17 protein-coding genes and 2 pseudogenes are annotated in these 22,369 nt (G+C 59.4%); 11 read left to right on the forward strand and 8 right to left on the reverse strand.

All coding sequences use genetic code 11. The annotated features are described in order from the left end of the window. Positions 1 to 103 precede the first annotated feature (103 nt). From PSH65_RS02710 to PSH65_RS02725, 4 genes are all read right to left on the reverse strand, one after another. Positions 104 to 1,078 carry a serine/threonine protein kinase gene (locus tag PSH65_RS02710; protein ID WP_123357589.1) on the reverse strand — a complete coding sequence of 325 codons (975 nt, stop codon included), beginning with the start codon at positions 1,076 to 1,078 and terminating at the stop codon, positions 104 to 106. Positions 1,079 to 1,273: 195 nt separating this feature from the next. Beyond that, on the reverse strand, positions 1,274 to 3,175 hold the full coding sequence (locus PSH65_RS02715; protein WP_305424836.1) for a PhoX family phosphatase: 1,902 nt from the start codon (positions 3,173 to 3,175) through the stop codon (positions 1,274 to 1,276). Between the two features lie 68 nt (positions 3,176 to 3,243). After that, the gene (locus PSH65_RS02720) at positions 3,244 to 4,008 is read right to left on the reverse strand and encodes a TOBE domain-containing protein (protein WP_305424837.1); all 765 of its coding nucleotides are present in this window, start codon (positions 4,006 to 4,008) and stop codon (positions 3,244 to 3,246) included. 63 nt (positions 4,009 to 4,071) lie between these two features. After that, on the reverse strand, positions 4,072 to 4,812 hold the full coding sequence (locus tag PSH65_RS02725; RefSeq protein ID WP_305424838.1) for a ComF family protein: 741 nt from the start codon (positions 4,810 to 4,812) through the stop codon (positions 4,072 to 4,074). 90 nt (positions 4,813 to 4,902) lie between these two features. Here PSH65_RS02725 and bioB point away from each other — a divergent pair, with 90 nt between their 5' ends. The 6 genes from bioB (at position 4,903) to PSH65_RS02755 (ending at position 9,947) form a co-directional block, all read left to right on the forward strand. After that, a complete protein-coding gene (bioB, locus tag PSH65_RS02730) occupies positions 4,903 to 5,958 on the forward strand; it encodes a biotin synthase BioB (protein ID WP_038981183.1) in 1,056 nt (351 codons plus the stop codon). 186 nt (positions 5,959 to 6,144) lie between these two features. Next, on the forward strand, positions 6,145 to 7,323 hold the full coding sequence (gene bioF / locus PSH65_RS02735) for an 8-amino-7-oxononanoate synthase (RefSeq protein WP_305424839.1): 1,179 nt from the start codon (positions 6,145 to 6,147) through the stop codon (positions 7,321 to 7,323). Next, complete coding sequence (locus PSH65_RS02740) at positions 7,316 to 8,047, forward strand: alpha/beta fold hydrolase (RefSeq protein WP_095052643.1); 732 nt, start codon at positions 7,316 to 7,318, stop codon at positions 8,045 to 8,047. Before bioF ends, PSH65_RS02740 begins: the two co-directional genes overlap by 8 nt. After that, a complete protein-coding gene (gene bioC / locus PSH65_RS02745; protein WP_305424840.1) occupies positions 8,040 to 8,852 on the forward strand; it encodes a malonyl-ACP O-methyltransferase BioC in 813 nt (270 codons plus the stop codon). The genes PSH65_RS02740 and bioC overlap by 8 nt, the downstream gene beginning before the upstream one ends. Then, positions 8,849 to 9,529, forward strand: a complete 681-nt coding sequence (bioD, locus tag PSH65_RS02750; RefSeq protein ID WP_305424842.1) for a dethiobiotin synthase — start codon at positions 8,849 to 8,851, stop codon at positions 9,527 to 9,529. The genes bioC and bioD overlap by 4 nt, the downstream gene beginning before the upstream one ends. 121 nt (positions 9,530 to 9,650) lie before the next feature. After that, a complete protein-coding gene (locus PSH65_RS02755; protein ID WP_305424843.1) occupies positions 9,651 to 9,947 on the forward strand; it encodes a pyrroloquinoline quinone biosynthesis protein PqqE in 297 nt (98 codons plus the stop codon). Positions 9,948 to 10,019: 72 nt separating this feature from the next. Here the strand turns inward: PSH65_RS02755 and PSH65_RS02760 are convergent, their stop codons facing one another. Further along, entirely contained in the window at positions 10,020 to 11,273 is a 1,254-nt protein-coding gene (locus PSH65_RS02760; RefSeq protein ID WP_305424844.1) for a delta-60 repeat domain-containing protein, read from the reverse strand. A 317-nt stretch (positions 11,274 to 11,590) separates the two neighbouring features. Here PSH65_RS02760 and PSH65_RS02765 point away from each other — a divergent pair, with 317 nt between their 5' ends. The 4 genes and pseudogenes from PSH65_RS02765 (at position 11,591) to PSH65_RS02780 (ending at position 18,757) form a co-directional block, all read left to right on the forward strand. After that, entirely contained in the window at positions 11,591 to 13,396 is a 1,806-nt protein-coding gene (locus tag PSH65_RS02765; RefSeq protein ID WP_305424845.1) for a phenylacyl-CoA dehydrogenase, read from the forward strand. Between the two features lie 215 nt (positions 13,397 to 13,611). Next, positions 13,612 to 14,905: pseudogene (locus PSH65_RS02770) on the forward strand (GGDEF domain-containing protein). A gap of 90 nt (positions 14,906 to 14,995) precedes the next feature. Beyond that, a complete protein-coding gene (locus PSH65_RS02775; protein ID WP_305424846.1) occupies positions 14,996 to 16,792 on the forward strand; it encodes an acyl-CoA dehydrogenase C-terminal domain-containing protein in 1,797 nt (598 codons plus the stop codon). A gap of 186 nt (positions 16,793 to 16,978) precedes the next feature. After that, positions 16,979 to 18,757: an acyl-CoA dehydrogenase C-terminal domain-containing protein gene (locus PSH65_RS02780; protein ID WP_305424847.1), complete on the forward strand. Its 1,779-nt coding sequence runs from the start codon at positions 16,979 to 16,981 to the stop codon at positions 18,755 to 18,757. Between the two features lie 227 nt (positions 18,758 to 18,984). On the opposite strand, the pseudogene PSH65_RS02785 reads toward PSH65_RS02780, so the two are convergent. Next, positions 18,985 to 19,107: pseudogene (locus PSH65_RS02785) on the reverse strand (LysR family transcriptional regulator); the annotation flags it as partial. Between the two features lie 102 nt (positions 19,108 to 19,209). Here PSH65_RS02785 and PSH65_RS02790 point away from each other — a divergent pair. Next, positions 19,210 to 19,368 carry a YqaE/Pmp3 family membrane protein gene (locus tag PSH65_RS02790; RefSeq protein WP_007904205.1) on the forward strand — a complete coding sequence of 53 codons (159 nt, stop codon included), beginning with the start codon at positions 19,210 to 19,212 and terminating at the stop codon, positions 19,366 to 19,368. Positions 19,369 to 19,425: 57 nt separating this feature from the next. On the opposite strand, the gene PSH65_RS02795 is transcribed toward PSH65_RS02790, so the two are convergent. Continuing rightward, positions 19,426 to 21,258, reverse strand: coding sequence for a S9 family peptidase (locus PSH65_RS02795; protein ID WP_305424848.1), 1,833 nt, complete (start codon positions 21,256 to 21,258; stop codon positions 19,426 to 19,428). Next, entirely contained in the window at positions 21,224 to 22,366 is a 1,143-nt protein-coding gene (gene pqqE, locus PSH65_RS02800) for a pyrroloquinoline quinone biosynthesis protein PqqE (RefSeq protein ID WP_305426932.1), read from the reverse strand. The genes PSH65_RS02795 and pqqE overlap by 35 nt, the downstream gene beginning before the upstream one ends. Between the last annotated feature and the right edge of the window lie 3 nt (positions 22,367 to 22,369).

The following is a 22,369-nucleotide window of genomic DNA, read 5'->3' on the forward strand; positions in this document are numbered from 1 at the left end:
AGGAGCGAGGCTTGCCCGCGAAGAACGATGACGCGGTTTGTCTGACGAACCGCATCATCGTTCTTCGCGGGCAAGCCTCGCTCCTTGTACAGGTCGGTGGCGTTTAGAAGAGTTTCAGTGGCTCTTCATTCAGCGCCGCCAATTGCTCACGCAGCGCCAGCACTTGATCGCCCCAATAGCGCTCGGTGCCGAACCACGGAAAGCTGCGAGGGAAGGCCGGGTCGTCCCAGCGACGGGCGAGCCAGGCGCTGTAGTGCATCAGGCGCAAGGCGCGCAGCGGTTCGATCAGCGCCAGTTCCCGCGGGTCGAAGTCATGGAATTCGTTGTAGCCGTCCATCAATTCCGACAACTGACCGAGACATTCCTGACGATCACCCGCCAACATCATCCAGATGTCCTGCACGGCCGGGCCCATGCGGCAGTCGTCGAGGTCGACGATGTGGAACATCTCGTCGCGGCACATCATGTTGCCGGGGTGGCAATCGCCGTGCATGCGGATGTTCTGGTGTGGCGTGGCCTTGTAGACCTCCTCGACGCGCTTGAGCAGGTCGCGGGCAACGGACTCGTAGGCCGGCAGCAAACTTTTGGGTACGAAATTGCCTTCGAGCAATGTCGTCAGCGAATCCTGGCCAAAGTTCTTTACCCCCAGCGCTTCACGGTGTTCGAACGGTTTTGTAGCACCGACCGCGTGCAGGCGACCCAGCAGTTGGCCCAGGCGATACAGTTGATCGAGATTGCCCGGCTCCGGCGCACGGCCGCCACGGCGGGGAAACAGGGTGAAGCGGAAACCGTTGTGTTCGTGAAGGCTGGCACCGTTGTGGATCATCGGCGCGACCACCGGCACGTCGCACTCGGCGAGTTCGAAGGTGAATTGGTGCTCTTCGAGAATCGCTTCGTTGGTCCAGCGCTGCGGACGGTAGAACTTGGCGATCAGCGGCTCGGAGTCTTCGATGCCGACCTGATAGACACGGTTCTCGTAGCTGTTGAGCGCCAGAATGCGGGCGTCGCTGAGAAAGCCGATGCTTTCGACGGCATCGAGCACGAGGTCTGGGGTGAGCGTTGCAAACGGGTGGGCCATGCTGACTCCTGCGCGCAGCAGGCTGCCGCGTCGGGCCAAACATGGTAGCGCAGACGGGGCTTCTTTAGGGGGTGGGTTGAGGTAAGTGTTGTTCACACCGACGCCATCGCGGGCAAGCCCGCTCCCACAGGTCATGCGCTAATTTTGAAATCGCGCCTATCCTGTGGGAGCGGGCTTGCCCGCGATAGCGTCAGATCAGGCGCCGACGATCCCGCCGTCCTCGCGGGAAATCGCCATCACCGAAGACCGTGGCTTGCCGTTGGGCAGGTGCTCAGGGAACGTCGACCCACCGTTTTCCCCCGGATGCTGAATCCCGACAAACAAGGTTTTCTGATCTGGCGAGAAGCTGATCCCCGTCACCTCGCAGCCCACTGGCCCGACCATGAAACGACGGATCTCACCGGTCACCGGGTCGGCACAGAGCATCTGGTTATTGCCCATGCCCGCGAAGTCGCCTGCGTTGCTCGAATCGCCATCCGTGAGAATCCACAGGCGCCCGGCCTTGTCGAAGCCCAGACCGTCCGGGCTATTGAACATGTTCTGCGGGGTGATGTTCGACGAACCGCCCTTCGGCGTACCGGCGTGGACGCCCGGGTTGCCAGCGACCACAAACAGATCCCAGGCAAAGCTTTTCGAGCCGTGATCGTCGCGGTCGGTGCGCCAGCGCAGGATTTGCCCGTAAACGTTCTTCTCGCGCGGGTTCGGCCCGCCCACCGGTTGGCCTTCTTCGCCGCGTTTGGCGTTGTTGGTCAGGGTGCAATAAACCTGGCCATCCTTGGGGCTGACGACGATCCATTCCGGACGGTCCATGCGCGTGGCGTTCACGACGCTGGCTGCGAGGCGTGCATGAATCAGCACTTCGGCCTGATCGGCAAAACCGCTGCTGGCGTCGATGCCGTTCTTGCCGTGAGTCAGTTCGATCCACTGGCCCTGGCCTTTCGGATGATCGGCATTGCCATCGCCCGCGTCGAAACGCGCCACGTACAAGGTGCCGTGATCCAACAGGTCGCGGTTGGCTTTGGGATTTCGGTGGTTGATCTTGTCGCGGCTGACGAATTTATAGATGAACTCGCCACGTTCGTCGTCGCCCATGTACACCACCGCGCGACCGTCGTTGGTTTCGGCCAGGGCGGCGTTTTCATGTTTGAAGCGGCCCAGCGCGGTGCGTTTGACCGGCGTCGACTGCGGATCGAACGGGTCGATTTCCACCACCCAGCCATGACGATTGAGTTCGTTGGGATTCTTCGCCAGGTCGAAACGCGGATCGTGTTGATGCCAGTTGATGTCTTTACTGGCCACCACCGCGCCGTAGCGTTTCTGCGCGGCGTCGAACTTCTGCTCGGCATTGCTGCTGCCGAAGCAGTCGGTGAAGTTCTCTTCGCAGGTCAGATAGGTGCCCCATGGCGTCTTGCCGTTGGCGCAGTTCTGGAAGGTGCCGAGGACTTTCTTGCCGTGTTTGTCGGCGCTGGTTTTCATCAGCTCGTGACCCGCTGCCGGGCCGCTCAGTTTGATGGGCGCGTTACCGTGAATGCGCCGGTTGTAGCGCGAGCCCTGGACGAACTGCCACTGGCCGTTCCTGCGCTGCACTTCGATCACCGACACGCCTTCGCAGGCCAGGGCCTTGCGCACGTCCTCCGCCGATTGCGGCATGCCACCGTGGGGGTAGAGGTAGCGGTAGTTGGTGTATTCGTTGTTGATCGCCATCAGCGCCCGGTCTTTGTCACCGGGGAATTCGAACAGGCTCATGCCGTCGTTGTTGTCACCGAACTGGACTTCCTGCGCCTGGGCCGTGCCGTTGCCGCTCGGGTCGAACGCCGGGCCATTTTTCTGCAGTGGCTGGCCCCAGCTGATCAGCACCGAGGATTTGTAGCCCGGCGGCAGGGTAATGGTGTCGGTCGTGGCGGCAGCGATGCTGTCGAAACCCAACAGTTTGCTGGAGCCGGCGCTGACGCTGGCGGCCAGCACGCTGCGACTCAGCAGGTTGCCACCGAGAAACATCGCTGCACCGCAGAGGGCGCCAGCGCTGATGAAGCCACGACGGCTGAGGCCGACCATCTTTTCGAGGTCGGTGGGTTGGTTGTCTTCTAATAGGCTCACATCAGGCTCCCTGCGGGTTTTTGCAGTCACCTTAATGGTGGTCGATGAAGGTTTTGTTGCAGCGCTGATCAGAGCGGTGTGCCCAACAGAATATTGGACGGTGCGAATTGCACAAAAACGGGCTTGCCAGCGGTGAGTTCGAGGGTTTTAACGTGCAGTTGCTCGGCCAGGGCGCAAAGTGTCTGGCCATTGGGCAGGCCAATGCGCACTTCGCTGGGACCGTCTTCGGCGTCGAGGATTTCTTCAACCGTGCCCTTCAGGCAATTGTTACCGGGCGCCGCAACTTGATCGATTCCCAGCAGCTCCAGCCAACCGGCCTTGATCAGTGCCACCACTTCGGTGCCGGTTTGCAGTTCCAGGCGCAGAGTGCTGTCGTGAGTGATCTGCGCATCGATACGCAAGCCTTCGGCCAGTTCAAGACGAATGCGGTCGTTGCGTCCTTGTGCATCGATCGCCACGACCTTGCCGTGCAGTTGGTTGCGTGCGCTGGTTCTGAGCATCAGGCGTCCGAGCAGGTCCAGGTCGCTGGCCTCCTCGGCGGCTTCCAGCACCTGAGTCTGCAAAGCCTGAAGCTTTTGATACAGGCGCAACACGCGCTCGCCTTCGCTGGACAGTTTGGCGCCGCCACCGCCCTTGCCGCCGACGCTGCGCTCCACCAGCGGTTTCTGCGCGAGGTTGTTCAGCTCGTCGATGGCATCCCACGCCGCCTTGTAACTCAAACCCGCGCTTTTCGCGGCGCGGGTGATTGAGCCTTGTTCGGCGATGTGTTGCAGCAATGCGATGCGCTGCGGGCGACGGACAATGTGCTGGGACAACAACGTAGGCAAGGACATGGCGAGACGCTTTGGGCTGTGGCGATGGGGAGGACGTTGGCGGCTTGGCGCACCAGAGTCAAGTCAGGCCCCATCGCCAGGTTTTGGGGTGCGGGCCAGGCAGTAGACGTCGACCTGCGCGGCGCCAGCCTCCATCAACAAGCGAGCCAAGGCCTGGGCGGTGGCGCCGGTGGTCAGCACGTCGTCGACCAATGCGAGGTGGCGACCCTTGATCGAAGCTGCGGGTGCCAGGGCAAAGGCGTGGCGCAGGTTCTTTTTACGGGCGTCGGCATTCAACTCTTGCTGCGCGCTGGTGTCCTGAACCCTCAGCAACAGCGTTTCATCACAAGGAATGTCGAGGCTGACGCTGAGCCAGCGGGCGAGCATCGCCGCTTGGTTGAAACCCCGCTGGCGCAGACGTTTGGAAGCCAGCGGTACCGGGATCAGCGCATCGGGCCGGTCCAGATCCTCATCGAAGCGATGTTGCAGGAACTGAGCGAGAAGTTCGGCGAGCAGGCGGCCAAATGGCCACTTTGCGCTGTGCTTGAAGCGGGTGATCAAACTGTCGACGGGAAAGCAGTAAGTCCAGGGCGCCGCGACTCGCTCGAAGGCCGGCGGATGTTTCAGGCATTGGCCGCACGTCAGGCCCGTGGCGGGCAAGGGCAGGGCGCAGGTTTGGCAGTGCTCGCCCAGCCAGGGCAGGTCGGTTTCGCAGGCCATACAGATTGGCCGGGTATCTTCGGTCGCTTCACTGCAGAGTAAGCAGTGTTGGTTATTGTTTAACCAGATGTAAACCGGTCCTACGTAACGTGGTTGACAGCGCATCGCTCTTCCTTAAATATGCCGAACATCCGTGTCGCGTCTGTGGGTATTCCATTCCCCAGCCGCTTGCCAAGCATAAACAAGGAAACGCCCATGAGCGCCAGCACCACTGCAACCCTGCGTCATGACTGGTCTTTGGCCGAAGTCAAAGCACTCTTCGTTCAGCCATTCAACGACCTGTTGTTCCAGGCGCAGACGGTGCACCGCGCGCATTTCGACGCCAACCGCGTGCAGGTCTCGACGCTGCTGTCGATCAAAACCGGTGCTTGCCCGGAAGATTGCAAATATTGTCCGCAGTCCGGCCACTACAACACGGGCCTGGAAAAAGAAAAACTGATGGAAGTGCAGAAGGTCCTCGAAGAGGCCGCTCGCGCCAAGGCCATCGGTTCGACCCGTTTCTGCATGGGCGCGGCGTGGAAACACCCGTCGGCCAAAGACATGCCGTACGTGCTGGAGATGGTCAAAGGCGTGAAAGCCATGGGCCTGGAAACCTGTATGACCCTGGGTCGTCTCGATCAGGACCAGACCGTCGCGCTGGCCGAAGCCGGCCTGGATTACTACAACCACAACCTCGACACCTCGCCCGAGTTCTACGGCAGCATCATTACCACCCGTACTTACAGCGAGCGCCTGCAAACCCTGGCCTACGTGCGTGATTCGGGGATGAAGATCTGCTCCGGCGGTATTCTCGGCATGGGCGAGTCCCTCGACGACCGCGCCAACCTGCTGATCCAGTTGGCCAACCTGCCGGAGCATCCAGAGTCGGTGCCGATCAACATGCTGGTGAAAGTCGCCGGTACGCCGCTGGAAAATGCCGACGACATCGACCCGTTCGACTTCATCCGCATGCTCGCTGTCGCCCGCATCCTGATGCCGAAATCCCACGTGCGCCTGTCCGCCGGCCGCGAAGCGATGAACGAGCAGATGCAGGCCCTGGCGTTCTTCGCCGGCGCCAACTCGATTTTCTACGGCGAAAAACTGCTGACCACCGCCAACCCGCAGGCGGACAAGGACATGCAACTGTTCTCACGTCTGGGCATCCTGCCGGAAGCGCGCGAAGAGCACGCCGATGAAGTGCATCAGGCTGCAATTGAGCAGGCACTGGTGGAGCAGAAGAGCAGCGAGCAGTTCTATAACGCTGCTGTCTGAGTTTTCTATCGTTTCGCCTATTGGAATGCGGTAAAAATGTGGGAGCTGGCTTGTCGGGTCGCCGCATCGCTGCGATAGCGGTCTGTCAGCCACATTGATGTTGAATGTGCTGCCGTCATCGCAGGCAAGCCAGCTCCCACATTAGATCGCATCCAGTCTCACGTTTTTTGATCTGCCGAGGTCTGCATGTCTTTCGATCTCAGCGCGCGCCTTGCTGCCCGTCGTGCCGAAAACCTTTATCGCCAGCGCCCGCTGCTCGAAAGCCCTCAGGGCCCTGAAGTGGTGGTCGATGGTCAGCCGTTGCTGGCGTTCTGTAACAACGATTACCTGGGCCTGGCCAATCACCCGCAAGTGATCGAAGCCTGGCGCGCCGGCGCGTCGCGCTGGGGCGTGGGCGGTGGCGCTTCGCATCTGGTGATCGGCCACAGCGGCCCGCATCACTCACTGGAAGAAGCCCTCGCCGAGTTCACCGGCCGCCCGCGAGCATTACTATTCACCACCGGTTACATGGCCAACCTCGGCGCGGTCACCGCACTGGTCGGGCAAGGCGATACGGTGCTGGAAGACCGACTCAATCACGCATCATTGCTGGATGCAGGGCTGTTGTCCGGTGCGCGTTTCAATCGCTATCTGCATAACGACGCGGCCAGTCTGGCCAAGCGCCTGGAGAAGGCCACCGGCAATACGCTGGTGGTCACCGATGGCGTGTTCAGCATGGACGGTGATATCGCCGACCTGCCGGCGCTGGCGCGGGAAGCCAAGGCCAAAGGCGCCTGGCTGATGGTCGATGACGCTCACGGTTTTGGTCCGCTGGGTGCCAATGGCGGCGGGATCGTCGAGCACTTCGGTCTGAGTCAGGAGGACGTGCCGGTGCTGGTCGGCACCCTCGGCAAGGCTTTCGGTACGGCCGGTGCTTTTGTGGCTGGCAGTGAAGAGCTGATCGAAAGCCTGATCCAGTTCGCTCGCCCTTACATCTACACCACCAGCCAACCGCCGGCACTGGCCTGCGCGACGCTGAAAAGCCTGGAGCTGTTGCGCAGCGAACACTGGCGACGTGAGCATCTGCAGACGCTGATTCGCCAGTTCCGCCAAGGCGCCGAACAGATTGGCCTGGAGTTGATGGACAGCTTCACGCCGATCCAGCCGATCATGATCGGCGATGCCGGGCGTGCGGTTCGACTGTCGCAGATGCTGCGCGAACGCGGGCTGATGGTGACTGCGATTCGTCCGCCGACCGTGCCCGCGGGCAGCGCACGTTTGCGCGTAACCCTGACCGCCGCTCACAGCGAGGCGCAGGTACAGCTATTGTTAAATGGACTGGCCGATTGTTTTCAACAACTGGGACCGGAGCCAAGCCATGCGTGATCGTCTGATTCTGCTACCGGGTTGGGGCCTCGGGATTTCGCCGCTGGAACCCTTGGCGGCGGCCTTGCAGGGTTTGGATGAGCACCTGCGAGTCGAGATCGAGCCGTTGCCGGAACTGGAGTCGAGCGATCTTGAAGAATGGCTCGATGAGTTGGACTCGACGTTGCCACAGGATGCCTGGCTCGGTGGCTGGTCATTGGGCGGCATGCTGGCGTCCGAATTGGCGGCGCGACGCGGTGACCGCTGCTGCGGCTTGGTGACCCTGGCGAGTAACCCTTCCTTTGTCGCCCATGAACAATGGTCGAGCGCGATGCCCGGCGAAACCTTCGATGCGTTTCTGGCCGGCTGCAAGGCTGACTCGCGCATGACGTTGAAACGTTTTTCGCTGCTGTGCGCCCAAGGTGCCGAAGACCCGCGCGGGATATCGCGACTGTTGCTCGCTGGCGCACCGCATACGTCTTCACCGGTGCTAATGAGCGGCCTGGAGTTGCTTGCCCAACTGGATACCCGGCAAGCGTTGCAAGCGTTTCGCGGCCCGCAATTGCACTTGTTCGCCGGCCTCGACGGGCTGGTCCCGGCCGAAGCAGCGGGGGACCTGCTGGCACTGCTGCCGGATGTCGAAATCGGTCTGATTGAACAGGCCAGTCACGCGTTTCTTCTGGAAGACCCCCACGGTGTGGCGGGGGCGATTCAGGCCTTTTTGCATGAGTTCGGTGATGACTGATTTATCCCTTCCCAACCTGCCCGGCGGCTTGCCCGACAAACGCCAGGTGGCGGCATCCTTTTCCCGTGCGGCGGCGAGCTACGACAGCGTGGCCGAACTGCAGCGCGACGTGGGCAGCGAGTTGTTGCGTCGGTTACCGGAAGATTTTGTCCCAGCTCGTTGGCTGGATATGGGCTGCGGCACCGGGTATTTCAGCCGAGCCTTGGCGGAGAAGTTTCCTGCGAGTGCTGGCGTGGCGTTGGACATCGCAGAAGGCATGCTCAATCACGCCCGGCCCTTGGGCGGCGCGACTCATTTCATCGCGGGCGATGCCGAGCGCTTGCCGTTGCAGGATTCGACCTGCGACCTGGTCTTCTCCAGCCTGGCAGTGCAATGGTGCGCGGATTTCGCCTCGGTGCTCAATGAAGCGTATCGGGTGCTGAAACCGGGCGGAATTTTCGCGTTTGCTAGTCTGTGTGTAGGCACGCTGTACGAATTGCGCGACAGCTGGCGTCAGGTGGATGGCATGGTGCACGTCAACCGCTTCCGCGAGTTCGGTGTTTACCAACAGCTTTGCGCGGGCAGCGGCTTGAAGGTCGCCAGCCTCGAAACACATCCGCATGTGTTGCATTACCCTGATGTCCGCAGCCTGACCCATGAGCTGAAGGCGCTTGGGGCGCATAACCTGAACCCCGGTCGGCCGGGTGGTTTGACCGGCAGGGCGCGGATCCTCGGCCTGATCGAGGCTTACGAGCAATTTCGTCAGGCACAGGGACTGCCGGCGACTTATCAAGTGGTTTACGCCGTGTTGGAGAAACCCTTATGAGCGCAGCCTATTTCATCGCCGGCACTGACACCGATGTCGGCAAGACCACCGTTGCCGCGGGTCTGCTGCATGCCGCGCGATTGTCGGGTTTGAGCACGGCGGCGGGCAAGCCGGTGGCCTCCGGCTGCGACCTGACGCCCAAGGGATTGCGCAACGCCGATGCGCTGGCACTGCTGGCCGAGTGTTCGATACCGTTGACCTACGATCAGGTCAATCCGGTCGCGTTCGAGCCTGCGATCGCACCGCATCTGGCGGCGCGGGAGGCCGGCGTGGCGTTGACCGTGCAATCACTGTTGACACCGATGCGGCAGATTCTCGATATGCACGCGGACTTCACCTTGATCGAAGGCGCTGGCGGCTGGCGAGTGCCGTTGGCGGATCAGGACAATCTGTCGGACCTGGCCATGGCGCTGGGTCTGCCGGTGATCCTGGTGGTCGGCGTACGGCTGGGTTGCATCAATCATGCACTGCTGACAGCCGAGGCGATCGCACGGGATGGTTTGCAGTTGGCAGGGTGGGTGGCCAACATCATTGATCCGAAGACCTCGCGCCTGGAAGAGAACCTCGCGACGCTGGCCGAACGCATTCCCGCGCCGTGTCTGGGGCGGGTGCCGAAACTCAAATCGGTGACAGTTGAAGCAGTGGCTGAACATCTGCAGCTGGATCTATTGGACTGAGATTGTTGGCTTGGGGTTTTACCTATGACAAGGCACTGTGCCATTAGTGTTTTTGTCGGGCCTTTTGTCGGCGTGTCTGGTTCAATGGCCGCTGTTGATCCTTTGTCAGACGAGTTCCCCCATGGAAATCTCAGGAAACACCGCTTTTTATGCCGGTCTGAGCACTATTCAGACAGGGCAGAACCGTGTCGATCAGGCTTCGGGGCAGATCGCCAACAACACCATCGAGCGTTCGGTCACCAGTCAGTCCTCCGAGATTCAGGTCGATCGTCTGCGTGCGGTAGACCGCAGCCAGCAATCGGATCTGGCCAGCAATATGGTCGAGATGTCTCAAGGAAAACTCCAAGTGGAACTGGGCGTTAAAGTCGCCAAGGCATCCGATGAAATGCTTGGTACGTTGATCGATACCTTCGCCTGATTCTGTTTACCCGGCCAAACAAACAGCCGGGCAAACATCCTTCATCGAAAACGCGCAGATTTGAATCGGGGGTCATTCGGCCAACAGCCCGATTACTCTGGGCTCTCCTGTCGAAGATCCCCCGCTGCTACCCGATACGACGATCCGCTTACTTGATTGGATTGCCACATCCCAGTAATCGCCGGGGCTGTTAAACCAAGCGAAATCCTCCGGTTGTCCCTCTGGAGAAAATCGCTGTTTGGCCATGAAGAGTTCATTGCCCGGAGTCTCCCAGCGTACGTAGCCCACGACGACAATTTTTCCGTCCGCTTGCACCGCTGCCGCACGCCAGCGCACATCGGCATCTTTGCGAGAGGTGAGAGCCGGCGAGCCGGCGTTAAACTGCTGGTCGTTGCTGCCATCGGCATTGAGTCTGGTCAGTAGACCCCAATCCCTGCCGTCTGCCCCCCTTGTCCAGGTTGCGAAAATGACCTTGTCGTCCGACTGTAGGCAGCTGAGTGAATCGCTAAATAGAAAGTCGCTGGCGATGGTGCTTTTGGGCGATTCTGCCAACTTCAGGGAAATATCGCTGAAACCATCCGTTCCGAAAGTTGTATCAAGGTTTCCTTCTACGCTGTATCGCGCGCCCGCCCCGCATCTTTCTTTTTGCGCATCAAAGTAGAGGCCTGTGACGATAATCTTACCGTCACGCTGAACGTGAACCATACGGGCAAAGCTGTCCCTTTGTTTGAACTTGATATCGATGAAACCTTGGCCATTGCCGAACCCGGTATCCGGTTCTCCGTTGCTTTGCAGGCGGTACAGGCGACTCACGGGCGTTCCAAGGGAGTAGTTGACGTAATAGTTGGCGACGATGAGTATCTTTTGATCGTCTTGCAGGCAGCCATCAACGAACTTATGGGGAACCACTGGCGCGAATGAATTATCCGGCCCCGTTCTGATCCGGTTACCAAAAATAAGGTCGGGACTGCCATTGGGGTGAAAACGTCGCACGCCAGGTCGGCGAACATTGTCTTTTTTCGATTCGCCAATCAGGACGATTTTTCCGTCTTTTTGCAGTAACAACCGCATCGGAATGGATTGGTCGCCTGTTTCGAATTGACTTGTGGTGGGTACGAAACCCTCGTCAACGTCACCATCCATCAGCAGGCGAGCGAGAAGAAATTCTTTCCCGATTCTTGATGCATGGGTCAAGCGTCCAGACTCGTCAGAGACGATGGCATGCGTCACACCAGATTCTTTGCTGGGTATGACTATGCCGTTGTCGCCAAAATTCGGGTCAGGCGAACCGGGCTCTGGCACGTCAGCGTTTGGTTGATTGTCCATCTCAAATCCCCTCCATAGGCGATCCTCAGGAAGGTCAATCATTGACCCCGCGAGAGCCTATAGTCAGTAGACGCCTTTTCGTTATTTCGTGAACCTGTAAGAACTGATAGGGCGGCAGGCTTTATTGGCCATTTGCAGTGTCGATCAGGCCAGTTTTCTGTGACCATTTTCATCGCAGGTATTAGCGATGACGAACGGCAAAAGATCGGCGCTTGACAAGAATTGGGCGTAAACGTATGTTTCAAACAACTGTTTGACCGTCACAGCAAATCAACGCGGTCCTTCATTCCCGGTTACATCAGCAGAGGTTTATCGCTATGCCTGACTACAAGGCCCCCTTGCGTGATATTCGCTTCGTTCGTGACGAACTGCTCGGCTACGAAGCGCACTATCAGAGCCTTCCGGCTTGTGCAGACGCAACTCCGGACATGGTTGACGCCATTCTCGAAGAAGGCGCCAAGTTTTGTGAGCAGGTGCTGGCTCCGCTGAACCGCGTGGGTGACACCGAAGGCTGCACCTGGAGCGAGTCCGGCGTTAAAACCCCGACTGGTTTCAAAGAAGCCTACAAGCAATTCGTTGAAGGCGGCTGGCCAAGCCTGGCTCACGACGTAGAGCACGGCGGCCAAGGCCTGCCAGAGTCTCTGGGTCTGGCCGTCAGCGAAATGGTTGGCGAAGCCAACTGGTCGTGGGGCATGTACCCAGGCCTGTCCCATGGCGCGATGAACACCATTTCCGAGCACGGCACGCCTGAGCAGCAAGAGGCTTACCTGACCAAACTGGTTTCCGGCGAATGGACCGGCACCATGTGCCTGACCGAACCACACTGCGGCACTGACCTGGGCATGCTGCGCACCAAGGCCGAGCCTCAGGCCGACGGTTCCTACAAAGTTTCCGGAACCAAGATCTTCATCTCGGCCGGCGAACACGACATGGCCGACAACATCGTCCACATCGTTCTGGCACGTCTGCCGGATGCACCGGCCGGCACCAAAGGCATTTCGCTGTTCATCGTTCCGAAATTCCTGCCGAACGCAGACGGTTCGATCGGCGCACGCAACGCTGTGAGCTGCGGTTCCCTGGAACACAAGATGGGTATCCACGGTAACGCCACCTGCGTGATGAACTTCGACGCGGCCACCGGTTACCTGATCGGCCCGGCGAACAAAGGCCTGAACTGCATGTTCACTTTCATGAACACCGCACGTCTGGGGACCGCGCTGCAAGGTCTGGCGCACGCCGAGATCGGCTTCCAGGGCGGCCTGAAATACGCTCGCGATCGCCTGCAAATGCGCTCCCTGACTGGCCCGAAAGCGCCGGACAAAGCCGCTGACCCGATCATCGTTCACCCTGACGTACGTCGCATGCTGTTGACCATGAAGGCGTTCGCCGAAGGCAACCGTGCGATGGTTTACTTCACCGCCAAGCAAGTCGACATCGTCAAGTACGGCGTAGATGAAGAAGAGAAGAAGAAAGCTGACGCGCTGCTGGCGTTCATGACGCCGATCGCCAAAGCCTTCATGACTGAAGTCGGTTTCGAATCCGCTAACCACGGCGTACAAATCTACGGCGGCCACGGCTTCATCGCCGAGTGGGGCATGGAGCAGAACGTTCGCGACAGCCGCATTTCGATGCTGTATGAAGGCACCACCGGTATCCAGGCACTCGACCTGCTGGGCCGTAAAGTGTTGATGACTCAAGGCGAAGCGCTCAAAGGCTTCACCAAGATCGTCCACAAGTTCTGCCAGACCAACGAAGGTAACGACGCGGTCAAAGAGTTCGTCGGGCCATTGGCTGCGCTGAACAAAGAGTGGGGCGAACTGACCATGAAGGTCGGTATGGCCGCCATGAAAGACCGCGAAGAAGTCGGCGCCGCGTCGGTGGACTACCTGATGTACTCCGGTTACGCCTGCCTTGCCTACTTCTGGGCTGACATGGCGCGTCTGGCTACCGAGAAACTGGCTGCCGGCACCACCGAAGAGGCGTTCTACACCGCCAAGCTGCAGACTGCGCGCTTCTACTTCCAGCGTATCCTGCCGCGTACCCGCACTCACGTTGTAACCATGCTGTCGGGTGCCAACAACCTGATGGACATGAAAGAAGAAGACTTCGCACTGGGTTACTAAGTCCTACGCAGTCCTTCATAAAGCCGCTGCTTCCTCGGGAGCAGCGGCTTTTTTGTGCCCGACGCGCCTGCAAATATTCCTGACTAAAACGCTAAGAAGAACGACTTTGCTGCCGTTAAAGAGGATGGCGATGTGACACACGTCACATCGTATGTGCTTAATTGCCCCAAGTGCAGGCACAATGCCATCTTGTTTGCCGGGTCGGAGCTTTACCCTTGCCGCGTTCTTCCGCTGTACGTTTCAGTCACTTTTTGCCATCGCTGCTGTTGTTGCTTGCGGGGCTTGCGGCTGCCTACGTCAAGGATCTCAACGTCTTCTTCACCTCGCTGTTCAACGTGTTGCCTACTCTGGTGCTGTTGCTCGGCGGGGCGTATTGCGCGGTTTACCGACGTCAGCGTGAACTGTTTCTGATGGTCACGGTGTACATCGCCTACTTCCTGCTCGACACCCAGACCGATTACTACCGCGACAACGGCAAGGTTCGTGAAGACGCCGCGGTGGTGTTCCATCTGTGCTGTCTGTTGTTGCCGTTGCTGTTTGGCTTGTTCGCCGCCTGGCAAGAGCGTACTCACCTGTTCCAGGACATGGTGGCGCGCTTCGCTGTGTTGCTGGCGTTCGGTAGCGTTGCGCTGGGGCTGGAGCAAAGTTACCCACAGGCGCTGCTGATGTGGTTGTCAGAGATCCGCTGGCCAGCCCTGCATGGTGCCTGGATGAGCCTGATCCAGTTGTCCTACCCGGTATTCATCGCCTCGTTCCTGTTACTGGCCTGGCAATACTGGCGCAACCCAAGACCCTTGCATGCTGCGCAATTGGTGGGGCTGTTGGGATTGTTCTGGATGTTGCCGAAAACCTTCATCCTGCCATTCACCCTGAACATCATGTGCAGCCAGGTGATGTTGATGATTGCCGCGGCGGTTGCCCATGAGGCCTATCAGATGGCGTTCCGCGATGAGCTCACCGGTCTGCCCGGCCGTCGCGCGCTGAACGAGCGCATGCAGCGGCTGGCTGGGGCGCAATTATGTACTGGCCATGGGCGACGTCGATCACTTCAAGAAATTCAACGACACACATGGTCACGATGTCGGCGACCAAGTGCTGCGACTGGTCGCCAGCAAGCTGTCGAAAATCAGCGGGGGCGGCAGGGCATATCGCTACGGCGGTGAGGAATTTGCCCTGGTGTTCGCAGGCAAGACTCTTGAAGAGTGCATGCCGCACCTGGAAGTCATTCGCGAATCCATCGCCACCTACAACATCCAGCTGCGCAATCAGGACAACCGTCCCCAGGATGACCAGCAGGGACGCCAGCGCCGCGCCGGTTCAGGCGCCTCGAGTGTATCGGTCACCGTCAGCATCGGTGTCGCCGAGCGGTTGGAGCAGCGCACGCCGGAAGAAGTGCTCAAATCCGCTGACCAGGCGCTCTACAGCGCCAAAGGCGCGGGGCGAAACTGTGTGATGGCTTTCGGTCAGAACCGTCGTGGCGCGGTGCGCATGGACGCCGCTGCGGGTTGAGTGATGATGGCGCATTCAGCGTCTGGACTGTGATTGTGAGGCGTAGTGCGCGGCAGTAGGTTTGAGCAATCTGCTGCCGGAGAAATGACCATGCCCGAGTACAAAGCTCCCCTGCGCGATATGCGCTTTCTGATCGACCACGTCTTCGATTTCCACAGCAACTATGCCGCGCTGGGCGCCACCGATGCCAGCCCGGACATGATCAATGCGATCCTTGAAGAAGGCGCGAAATTCTGTGAGAACGTTCTCGCACCGCTGAATCGCAGCGGCGACGAAGAAGGCTGTCATTTCGACAACGGCGTGGTCACAACGCCTACAGGTTTCAAGCAGGCTTTCGCACAATACGTTGAAGGCGGCTGGCATGGTCTGGCGGCGGATCCGGTTTACGGTGGCCAAGGTTTGCCAAGTTCTTTGGGGCTGGTCATCAGCGAAATGGTCGGTTCCAGCAATACCTCTTGGGGCATGTATCCCGGCCTGACTCACGGTGCGATGTCGGCAATTCACGCCCATGGCACCGAAGAGCAGAAACAAACCTACCTGAGCAAGCTCACCGCTGGTCAATGGACCGGCACCATGTGCCTGACCGAAGCCCATTGCGGCACCGATCTGGGCATCATCAAGACCCGCGCCGTGCCTCAGGCCGATAGCAGTTACGCGATCTCCGGCAGCAAGATCTTTATCTCCGCTGGCGAGCACGACATGAGTGACAACATCATTCACCTGGTGTTGGCCAAACTGCCGGACGCTCCTGCCGGTACCAAGGGTATTTCGCTGTTTATCGTTCCTAAATTCCTACCCGATGCCGAGGGCGAGGCGGGCGAGCGCAACGGCGTTTCCTGCGGCTCGATCGAACACAAAATGGGCATCAAGGCCTCGGCCACCTGCGTGCTCAATTTCGATGAAGCCAAGGGTTTCTTGATCGGTGAGCCGAACAAGGGCCTGAACTGCATGTTCACCATGATGAACCACGCGCGGCTCGGCACCGGCATGCAAGGTCTGTGTCTGGGTGAGGCAAGTTTCCAGGGCGCGATCAAATATGCCAACGACCGCCTGCAGATGCGTTCGCTGACCGGCCCGAAAGCACCGGAAAAAGTCGCGGACCCGATCATTGTTCATCCCGATGTGCGCAGGATGTTGCTGACCATGAAGGCTTTCAACGAAGGCAACCGGGCACTGACCTACTTCACCGCGCAGTTGCTGGACGTCGCTCACCTGAGCCCGGATGAAACGGCGCGCCAGGATGCCGAAGACCTGTTGGCGTTCCTGACGCCGATCTGCAAAGCCTTTATGACCGACACCGGGCTGGAGGTGACCAACCTCGGCATGCAGGTGTTTGGCGGCCACGGTTTCATTCGTGAGTGGGGCATGGAACAACTGGTTCGCGACTGCCGGATCGCGCCGATCTACGAAGGCACCAACGGCATTCAGGCGCTGGACTTGCTTGGGCGCAAAGTCCTTGGCAGTCAGGGAAAACTGCTGCGCGGTTTCACCAAAATCGTCCACAAGTTCTGTGCGGCAAACGCTGAACATCCGCAACTCGGCAGCTATGTGGCGCAACTCAATGGTCTGAATCAGCAGTGGGGCGAGTTGACCACCAAGGTCGGCATGGCGGCGATGAAAAATCCGGATGAAGTCGGCGCCGCCTCGGTGGATTACCTGATGTACAGCGGCTACATCATCCTCGGCTACCTGTGGTTACGCATGGCGTTGGTGGCTCAGGCGCAGTTGGAGGCGGGTGGTGGTGATGCCGATTACTGCCAGGGCAAACTGGCGACCAGTGAGTTTTACTTCAAGCGTTTGCTGCCGCGCACTGCGTCTCATCGGGCGGCCATCGAGGCGGGCAGCGATTGTCTAATGAAGCTGCCGGCGGAGTTGTTTGCACTCTAATCATTCAAATCAGCCATAAAGAAGCCCGCCTTGCTGCGGGCTTCTTTATGGAGAACAAGTCAGTGACTAAAAATAACAAAACAGTCATGAGTCGACCCTATGTGTCGTAAAAGTTGTTGAGGTACACTCGGACGCAACGAAATCACTATTCTACGAACCACCTGTTTAGATCTTGCGAGGTTTGCCATGGCTGACTACAAAGCGCCCCTGCGCGATATGCGCTTCGTCCTCAATGAAGTTTTCGAGGTCGCCAAACTCTGGGCCGAACTGCCTGCGCTGGCCGAGACCGTCGATGCGGAAACGGTTGAAGCCATTCTCGAAGAAGCCGGCAAGGTCACCAGCAAAAGCATCGCGCCACTGAGCCGTGCAGCTGACGAAGAAGGTTGCCGCTGGGCCGACGGTGCCGTCACCACCCCGGCCGGTTTCCCACAGGCGTATCAGACTTACGCTGAAGGCGGTTGGGTCGGTGTCGGTGGCGATCCGACCTATGGCGGCATGGGCATGCCCAAGGCTGTTTCGGCTCAGGTCGAAGAAATGGTCAACTCTGCAAGCCTGTCGTTCGGTCTGTACCCGATGCTGACCGCCGGTGCCTGCTTGTCGATTAACGCCCACGCCAGCGAAGAGCTGAAAGCTGCATACCTGCCAAACATGTACGCCGGTGTCTGGGCCGGCTCAATGTGCCTGACCGAGCCGCATGCCGGTACTGACCTGGGGATCATCCGCACTAAGGCCGAGCCTCAGGCCGACGGTTCCTACAAAGTCAGTGGCACCAAAATCTTCATCACCGGCGGTGAGCATGACCTGACCGAGAACATCATCCATCTGGTACTGGCCAAACTGCCGGACGCACCGGCGGGGCCGAAAGGTATTTCGCTGTTCCTGGTGCCGAAGTTTATGGTCAATGCCGATGGCAGCCTGGGCGCGCGTAACCCGGCGAACTGCGGTTCGATCGAACACAAGATGGGCATCCAGGCGTCCGCGACCTGTGTGATGAACTTCGACGAAGCCGTGGGTTACCTGGTCGGCGAGCCGAACAAAGGCCTGGCGGCGATGTTCACCATGATGAACTACGAGCGTCTGGGCGTTGGCATCCAGGGCTTGGCCACTGGCGAGCGCTCGTACCAGAACGCTATTGAATACGCTCGCGACCGTCTGCAAAGCCGCTCCCCGACCGGCGCGCAGAACAAGGACAAGGTGGCTGACCCGATCATCGTCCACCCGGACGTGCGTCGCATGCTGCTGACCATGAAAGCCTCGAACGAAGGCGGCCGTGCCTTCTCCACTTACGTGGCGATGCAGCTGGACACCGCCAAATTCAGCGAAGACGCCGCCACCCGCAAGCGCGCAGAAGATCTGGTTGCACTGCTGACGCCGGTGGCCAAGGCCTTCCTGACCGACCTGGGTCTGGAAACCACGGTTCACGGCCAACAGATTTTTGGCGGTCACGGCTACATCCGTGAGTGGGGCCAGGAGCAACTGGTTCGTGATGTACGGATCACTCAGATCTACGAAGGCACCAACGGTATTCAGGCGCTGGACCTTGTCGGGCGCAAGATTGTCGGCAGCGGCGGGGCGTTCTACAAACTGTTCGCCGACGAGATTCGTCATTTTACCGCGACGGCCAACGCTGACCTGGCGGAGTTCACTCAGCCGCTGAACGATGCGGTGGACACCCTCGACGAACTGACCGCGTGGTTGCTGGATCGGGCGAAAAACAACCCGAACGAAATCGGCGCTGCTTCGGTCGAGTATCTGCAAGCATTCGGTTACATGGCCTACGCCTACATGTGGGCACTGATGGCCAAGGCAGCCGTAGGTAAAGAAGCGCAGGACGATTTCTATGCGAGCAAACTCGGTACGGCGCGGTTTTATTTCGCACGTCTGCTGCCGCGTATTCACTCGTTGAGCGCGTCGGTAAAGGCGGGCAGCGAATCGCTGTTTCTGCTGGACGCAGGACAATTCTGATCCTTTGACGTTATGTAAGCTTTCTCTTACATAACGTGCTGCTGTTTTCCCATAGGCGAAGATTGGATCCAGAGCTAATCTACTTCACATGGACGTCGCGCAGGAAGCGCAAAGCAACAACACGGACACGTAGGATTCTGCCAGGATGGCGGAGTGAAATGGATGTCAGGGAAACAGTCTGCAAAGCCCCGCTTCGGCGGGGTTTTCTTTTGCCTGGAAAAAAGTACTCAGTGCAACCCGTCCAGTGTCGCCGGGCCATTCAAGTGGTCATCCGGCCCATTCATCACTTCTTCCAGCAATGTCCGCAACAACGTCAGCGAAGCCTGTTGCCGCTGCACATCCCGACACATCTCGAATACTGGCCTTGAAGAGCCGCAATGAACCCTGAAGAACGCCGCAGGTCGATTAGCTGTATGGTTTCACAAGAGCCAACTTCAATCAGGAGCTACCCCATGGACTTTATTCGAATCATCATCGCCATTCTGTTGCCGCCACTGGGTGTGTTTCTGCAAGTCGGTTTCGCTGGGGCATTCTGGCTGAATATTCTGCTGACATTGTGCGGTTACATTCCGGGGATCGTGCATGCGGTGTACATCATCGCCAAGCGCTGAGTTTTGCCGCGCCGGTTAGATCGCATTCGCGAGCAATACCTGCACTGAGCGCAGACTTCAGCCCGCGAGCGCCATCACCCTTTGATAAAACAACCACTCCTGCTCCAGCGCATGGGCCTGATTGCCGGCCTTGCGAAAGCCATGGCGTTCGTCGGCGTAGTAATGTGCTTCGACCAGAATGCCGTTGTCCTGTAGCGCAGTGACCATGTCGCGGGTCTGTTGTGGCACCACCACAGCGTCTAGTTCACCCTGAAAGAAAATCACCGGAACGCTGATATTGCTCGCGTGCAGCAATGGCGTGCGCGCGGCGTAGCGTTCGGCGTCCTGCACCGGGTCGCCGATCAACCAATCCAGATAATCGCCTTCGAACTTGTGCGTTGCGCGGCCTAGCGCAACGGGGTCGCTGACGCCATACAGGCTGGCGCCCGCACGAAAGACCTTGTGAAAGGCCAGTGCGCACAACGTGGTGTAGCCACCGGCCCTTCCTCCACGGATAAACGCTTTGTCGCCGTCGATCAGTCCACGTTTGGCAAGGTAGTCCACCACCGCACAGGCATCTTCCACATCCACATCGCCCCAGCTCATATGCAGCGCCTGGCGATAAGGGCGGCCATAGCCGCTGCTGCCTCGGTAGTTGAGATCGGCCACGGCAAAGCCGCGTTGTGCCCAATACTGGATCCGCGGGTCGAACATCGGGTAGCAGGCGGAAGTCGGGCCGCCGTGAATGAACACCACCAACGGCGATTTCGTGTCACCGGTCATCGCTGGGTAGAAGAAACCGTGGGCCTCGCCCGAACCACTCGGATAGCGCAGGGGTTGCGGGCGGCTGATCTGTTCGGCGAGCAGCGGTGCAACACCGCCGGCGAGTGTCTTCACCTGCCGGTTCTGGCGGTCAATGGCAATCACCGTCGACGAACTGACCGGCGAAGCGGCGATGCAGTAGATGAACTGCTCATCCTGTGCGAGATGGCGGAAGCGGCTGTAGTCGCCAGTGAAATCATCACAGGAACCATCGCCATGACAAAGCCCCAGTCGACCAAAACCGCCTTCGGTCCAACTCGCCAGATAACTGTCTTCGCCCAACGGCAACCAGGTGCAACCACCCAGTTGCCAAGGCGCCGGTCCATGGTCGGCATCGACACTTGGCAGTGGGCTCAGACCGTTGCCCGACTCCACCCACGGCTGCCAGAAACCGCCGCGATCGGTCAGACAAAACAAACGGCCGCGGTCATCGAATCGTGGTTGTTGCAGTGACTCCTGAGCACCGTCGCCGGCCACACATCGCGGTGGCGCAAAGGTGTGATCACTCTGGCGTTCGGCAACCATCAGGCGAGTCGCGGTCCAGGGCTGATCCGGGCGACTCCACTCGATCCAGGCCAGACGCTGACCGTCAGGGCTCACGGTCGGTGCAGCGTAGAAATCGGCGCCTTCGACCAACAGATGACGTTGGCCGTCAGCCAGATCGATAGCCACCAGGCGATGTCGATCGCGGTTCTCTTCCACCGCCAGCACCTGCCCGCTGGCGAAGTGCAAATCGCCGTAGCGGCATTCACTTGAAGTCAGCACCTCAGGCGCCTCACCCGTCAGCGATTGCCGGTACAGCTGCTGGTCTGCCTCGTTGACGAAAACAAGCCCGTCATCGGTCAGACAAAACGCGCCGCCGCCATATTCGTACACCCGGCTGCGCACACTGAAGGGGGGCGGCGTCAGGCAATGAGCCTGGCCGTCGCGCCACCGCCAGATCCGGCAGGCGGCGTCCTTGGGCCGGTATTCGTTCCAGAACAGGCCATGCATGCCGACTTGCAACTCGGCGAAGTCGATGCCGGCCGCGACAGCCCTGGCGGCGCTTAAGGGTTCAGCTTTTGGCGATGAGGCGTGAGTTTCGTTCATTGCGAAAGGCCAGTTGTTCAATGGTCTGGGTCGCGTGTTCGGCTTCTTCGCGGGCCTTGAGAATCACGCCGTGATGTTCCGACTTGCTGCACACCGGGTCGGCGTTGCTCGCGTCACCCGTGAGCATGAACGCCTGACAGCGGCAGCCGCCGAAGTCTTTTTCTTTCTCGTCGCAGGAGCGGCACGGCTCGGGCATCCAGTCGTAACCGCGAAAGCGGTTGAAACCGAACGAGTCATACCAGATGTGCTGCATGCTGTGGTCGCGCACGTTGGGAAACTGCACCGGCATCTGTCGGGCGCCGTGACAGGGCAGGGCGGTTCCGTCCGGCGTGACGGTCAGAAAGATACTGCCCCAACCGTTCATGCAGGCTTTCGGACGTTCTTCGTAATAGTCCGGCGTAACGAAAATCAGCTTGCACGGATGCCCTTCGGCTTCCAGTTTGGCGCGGTATTCGTTGGTGATGCGTTCGGCGCGAACCAATTGTTCTTTGGTCGGCAACAGGCCAACCCGATTGAGCTGCGCCCAGCCGTAAAACTGGCACGTCGCGAGTTCGACGAAGTCCGCTTCAAGGGCGATGCACAGTTCGATGATTCGGTCGATCTTGTCGATGTTGTGCCGATGGGTGACGAAGTTCAGCACCATCGGGTAACCGTGAGCCTTCACTGCGCGAGCCATTTCGAGCTTTTGCGCGAAGGCCTTTTTTGAGCCGGCCAAGAGGTTATTCACCTGCTCGTCACTGGCCTGGAAACTGATCTGGATGTGGTCCAGACCGGCCTTTTTGAAGTCGCTGATTTTCTGCTCGGTCAGGCCGATGCCGGAGGTGATCAGGTTGGTGTAGAAACCCAGCTTGCGCGCTTCAAAGATCAACTCGGCGAGGTCTTGACGCACCAGCGGCTCACCGCCAGAAAAACCCAGCTGCGCCGCGCCCATCTCCCGAGCTTCGCGAAAGACCTTGATCCACTGCTCGGTGGTCAGCTCTTTGCCCTGCTCGGCGAAATCCAGCGGATTGGAGCAGTACGGGCATTGCAACGGGCAGCGATAGGTCAGCTCGGCCAGCAACCACAGTGGCAGGCCGATTTCAGGCTTGGGCGGTAACTTGTCTGACACGGA

Source organism: Pseudomonas sp. FP603, assembly GCF_030687415.1.
Taxonomy (GTDB): Bacteria; Pseudomonadota; Gammaproteobacteria; order Pseudomonadales; family Pseudomonadaceae; genus Aquipseudomonas; species Aquipseudomonas wuhanensis.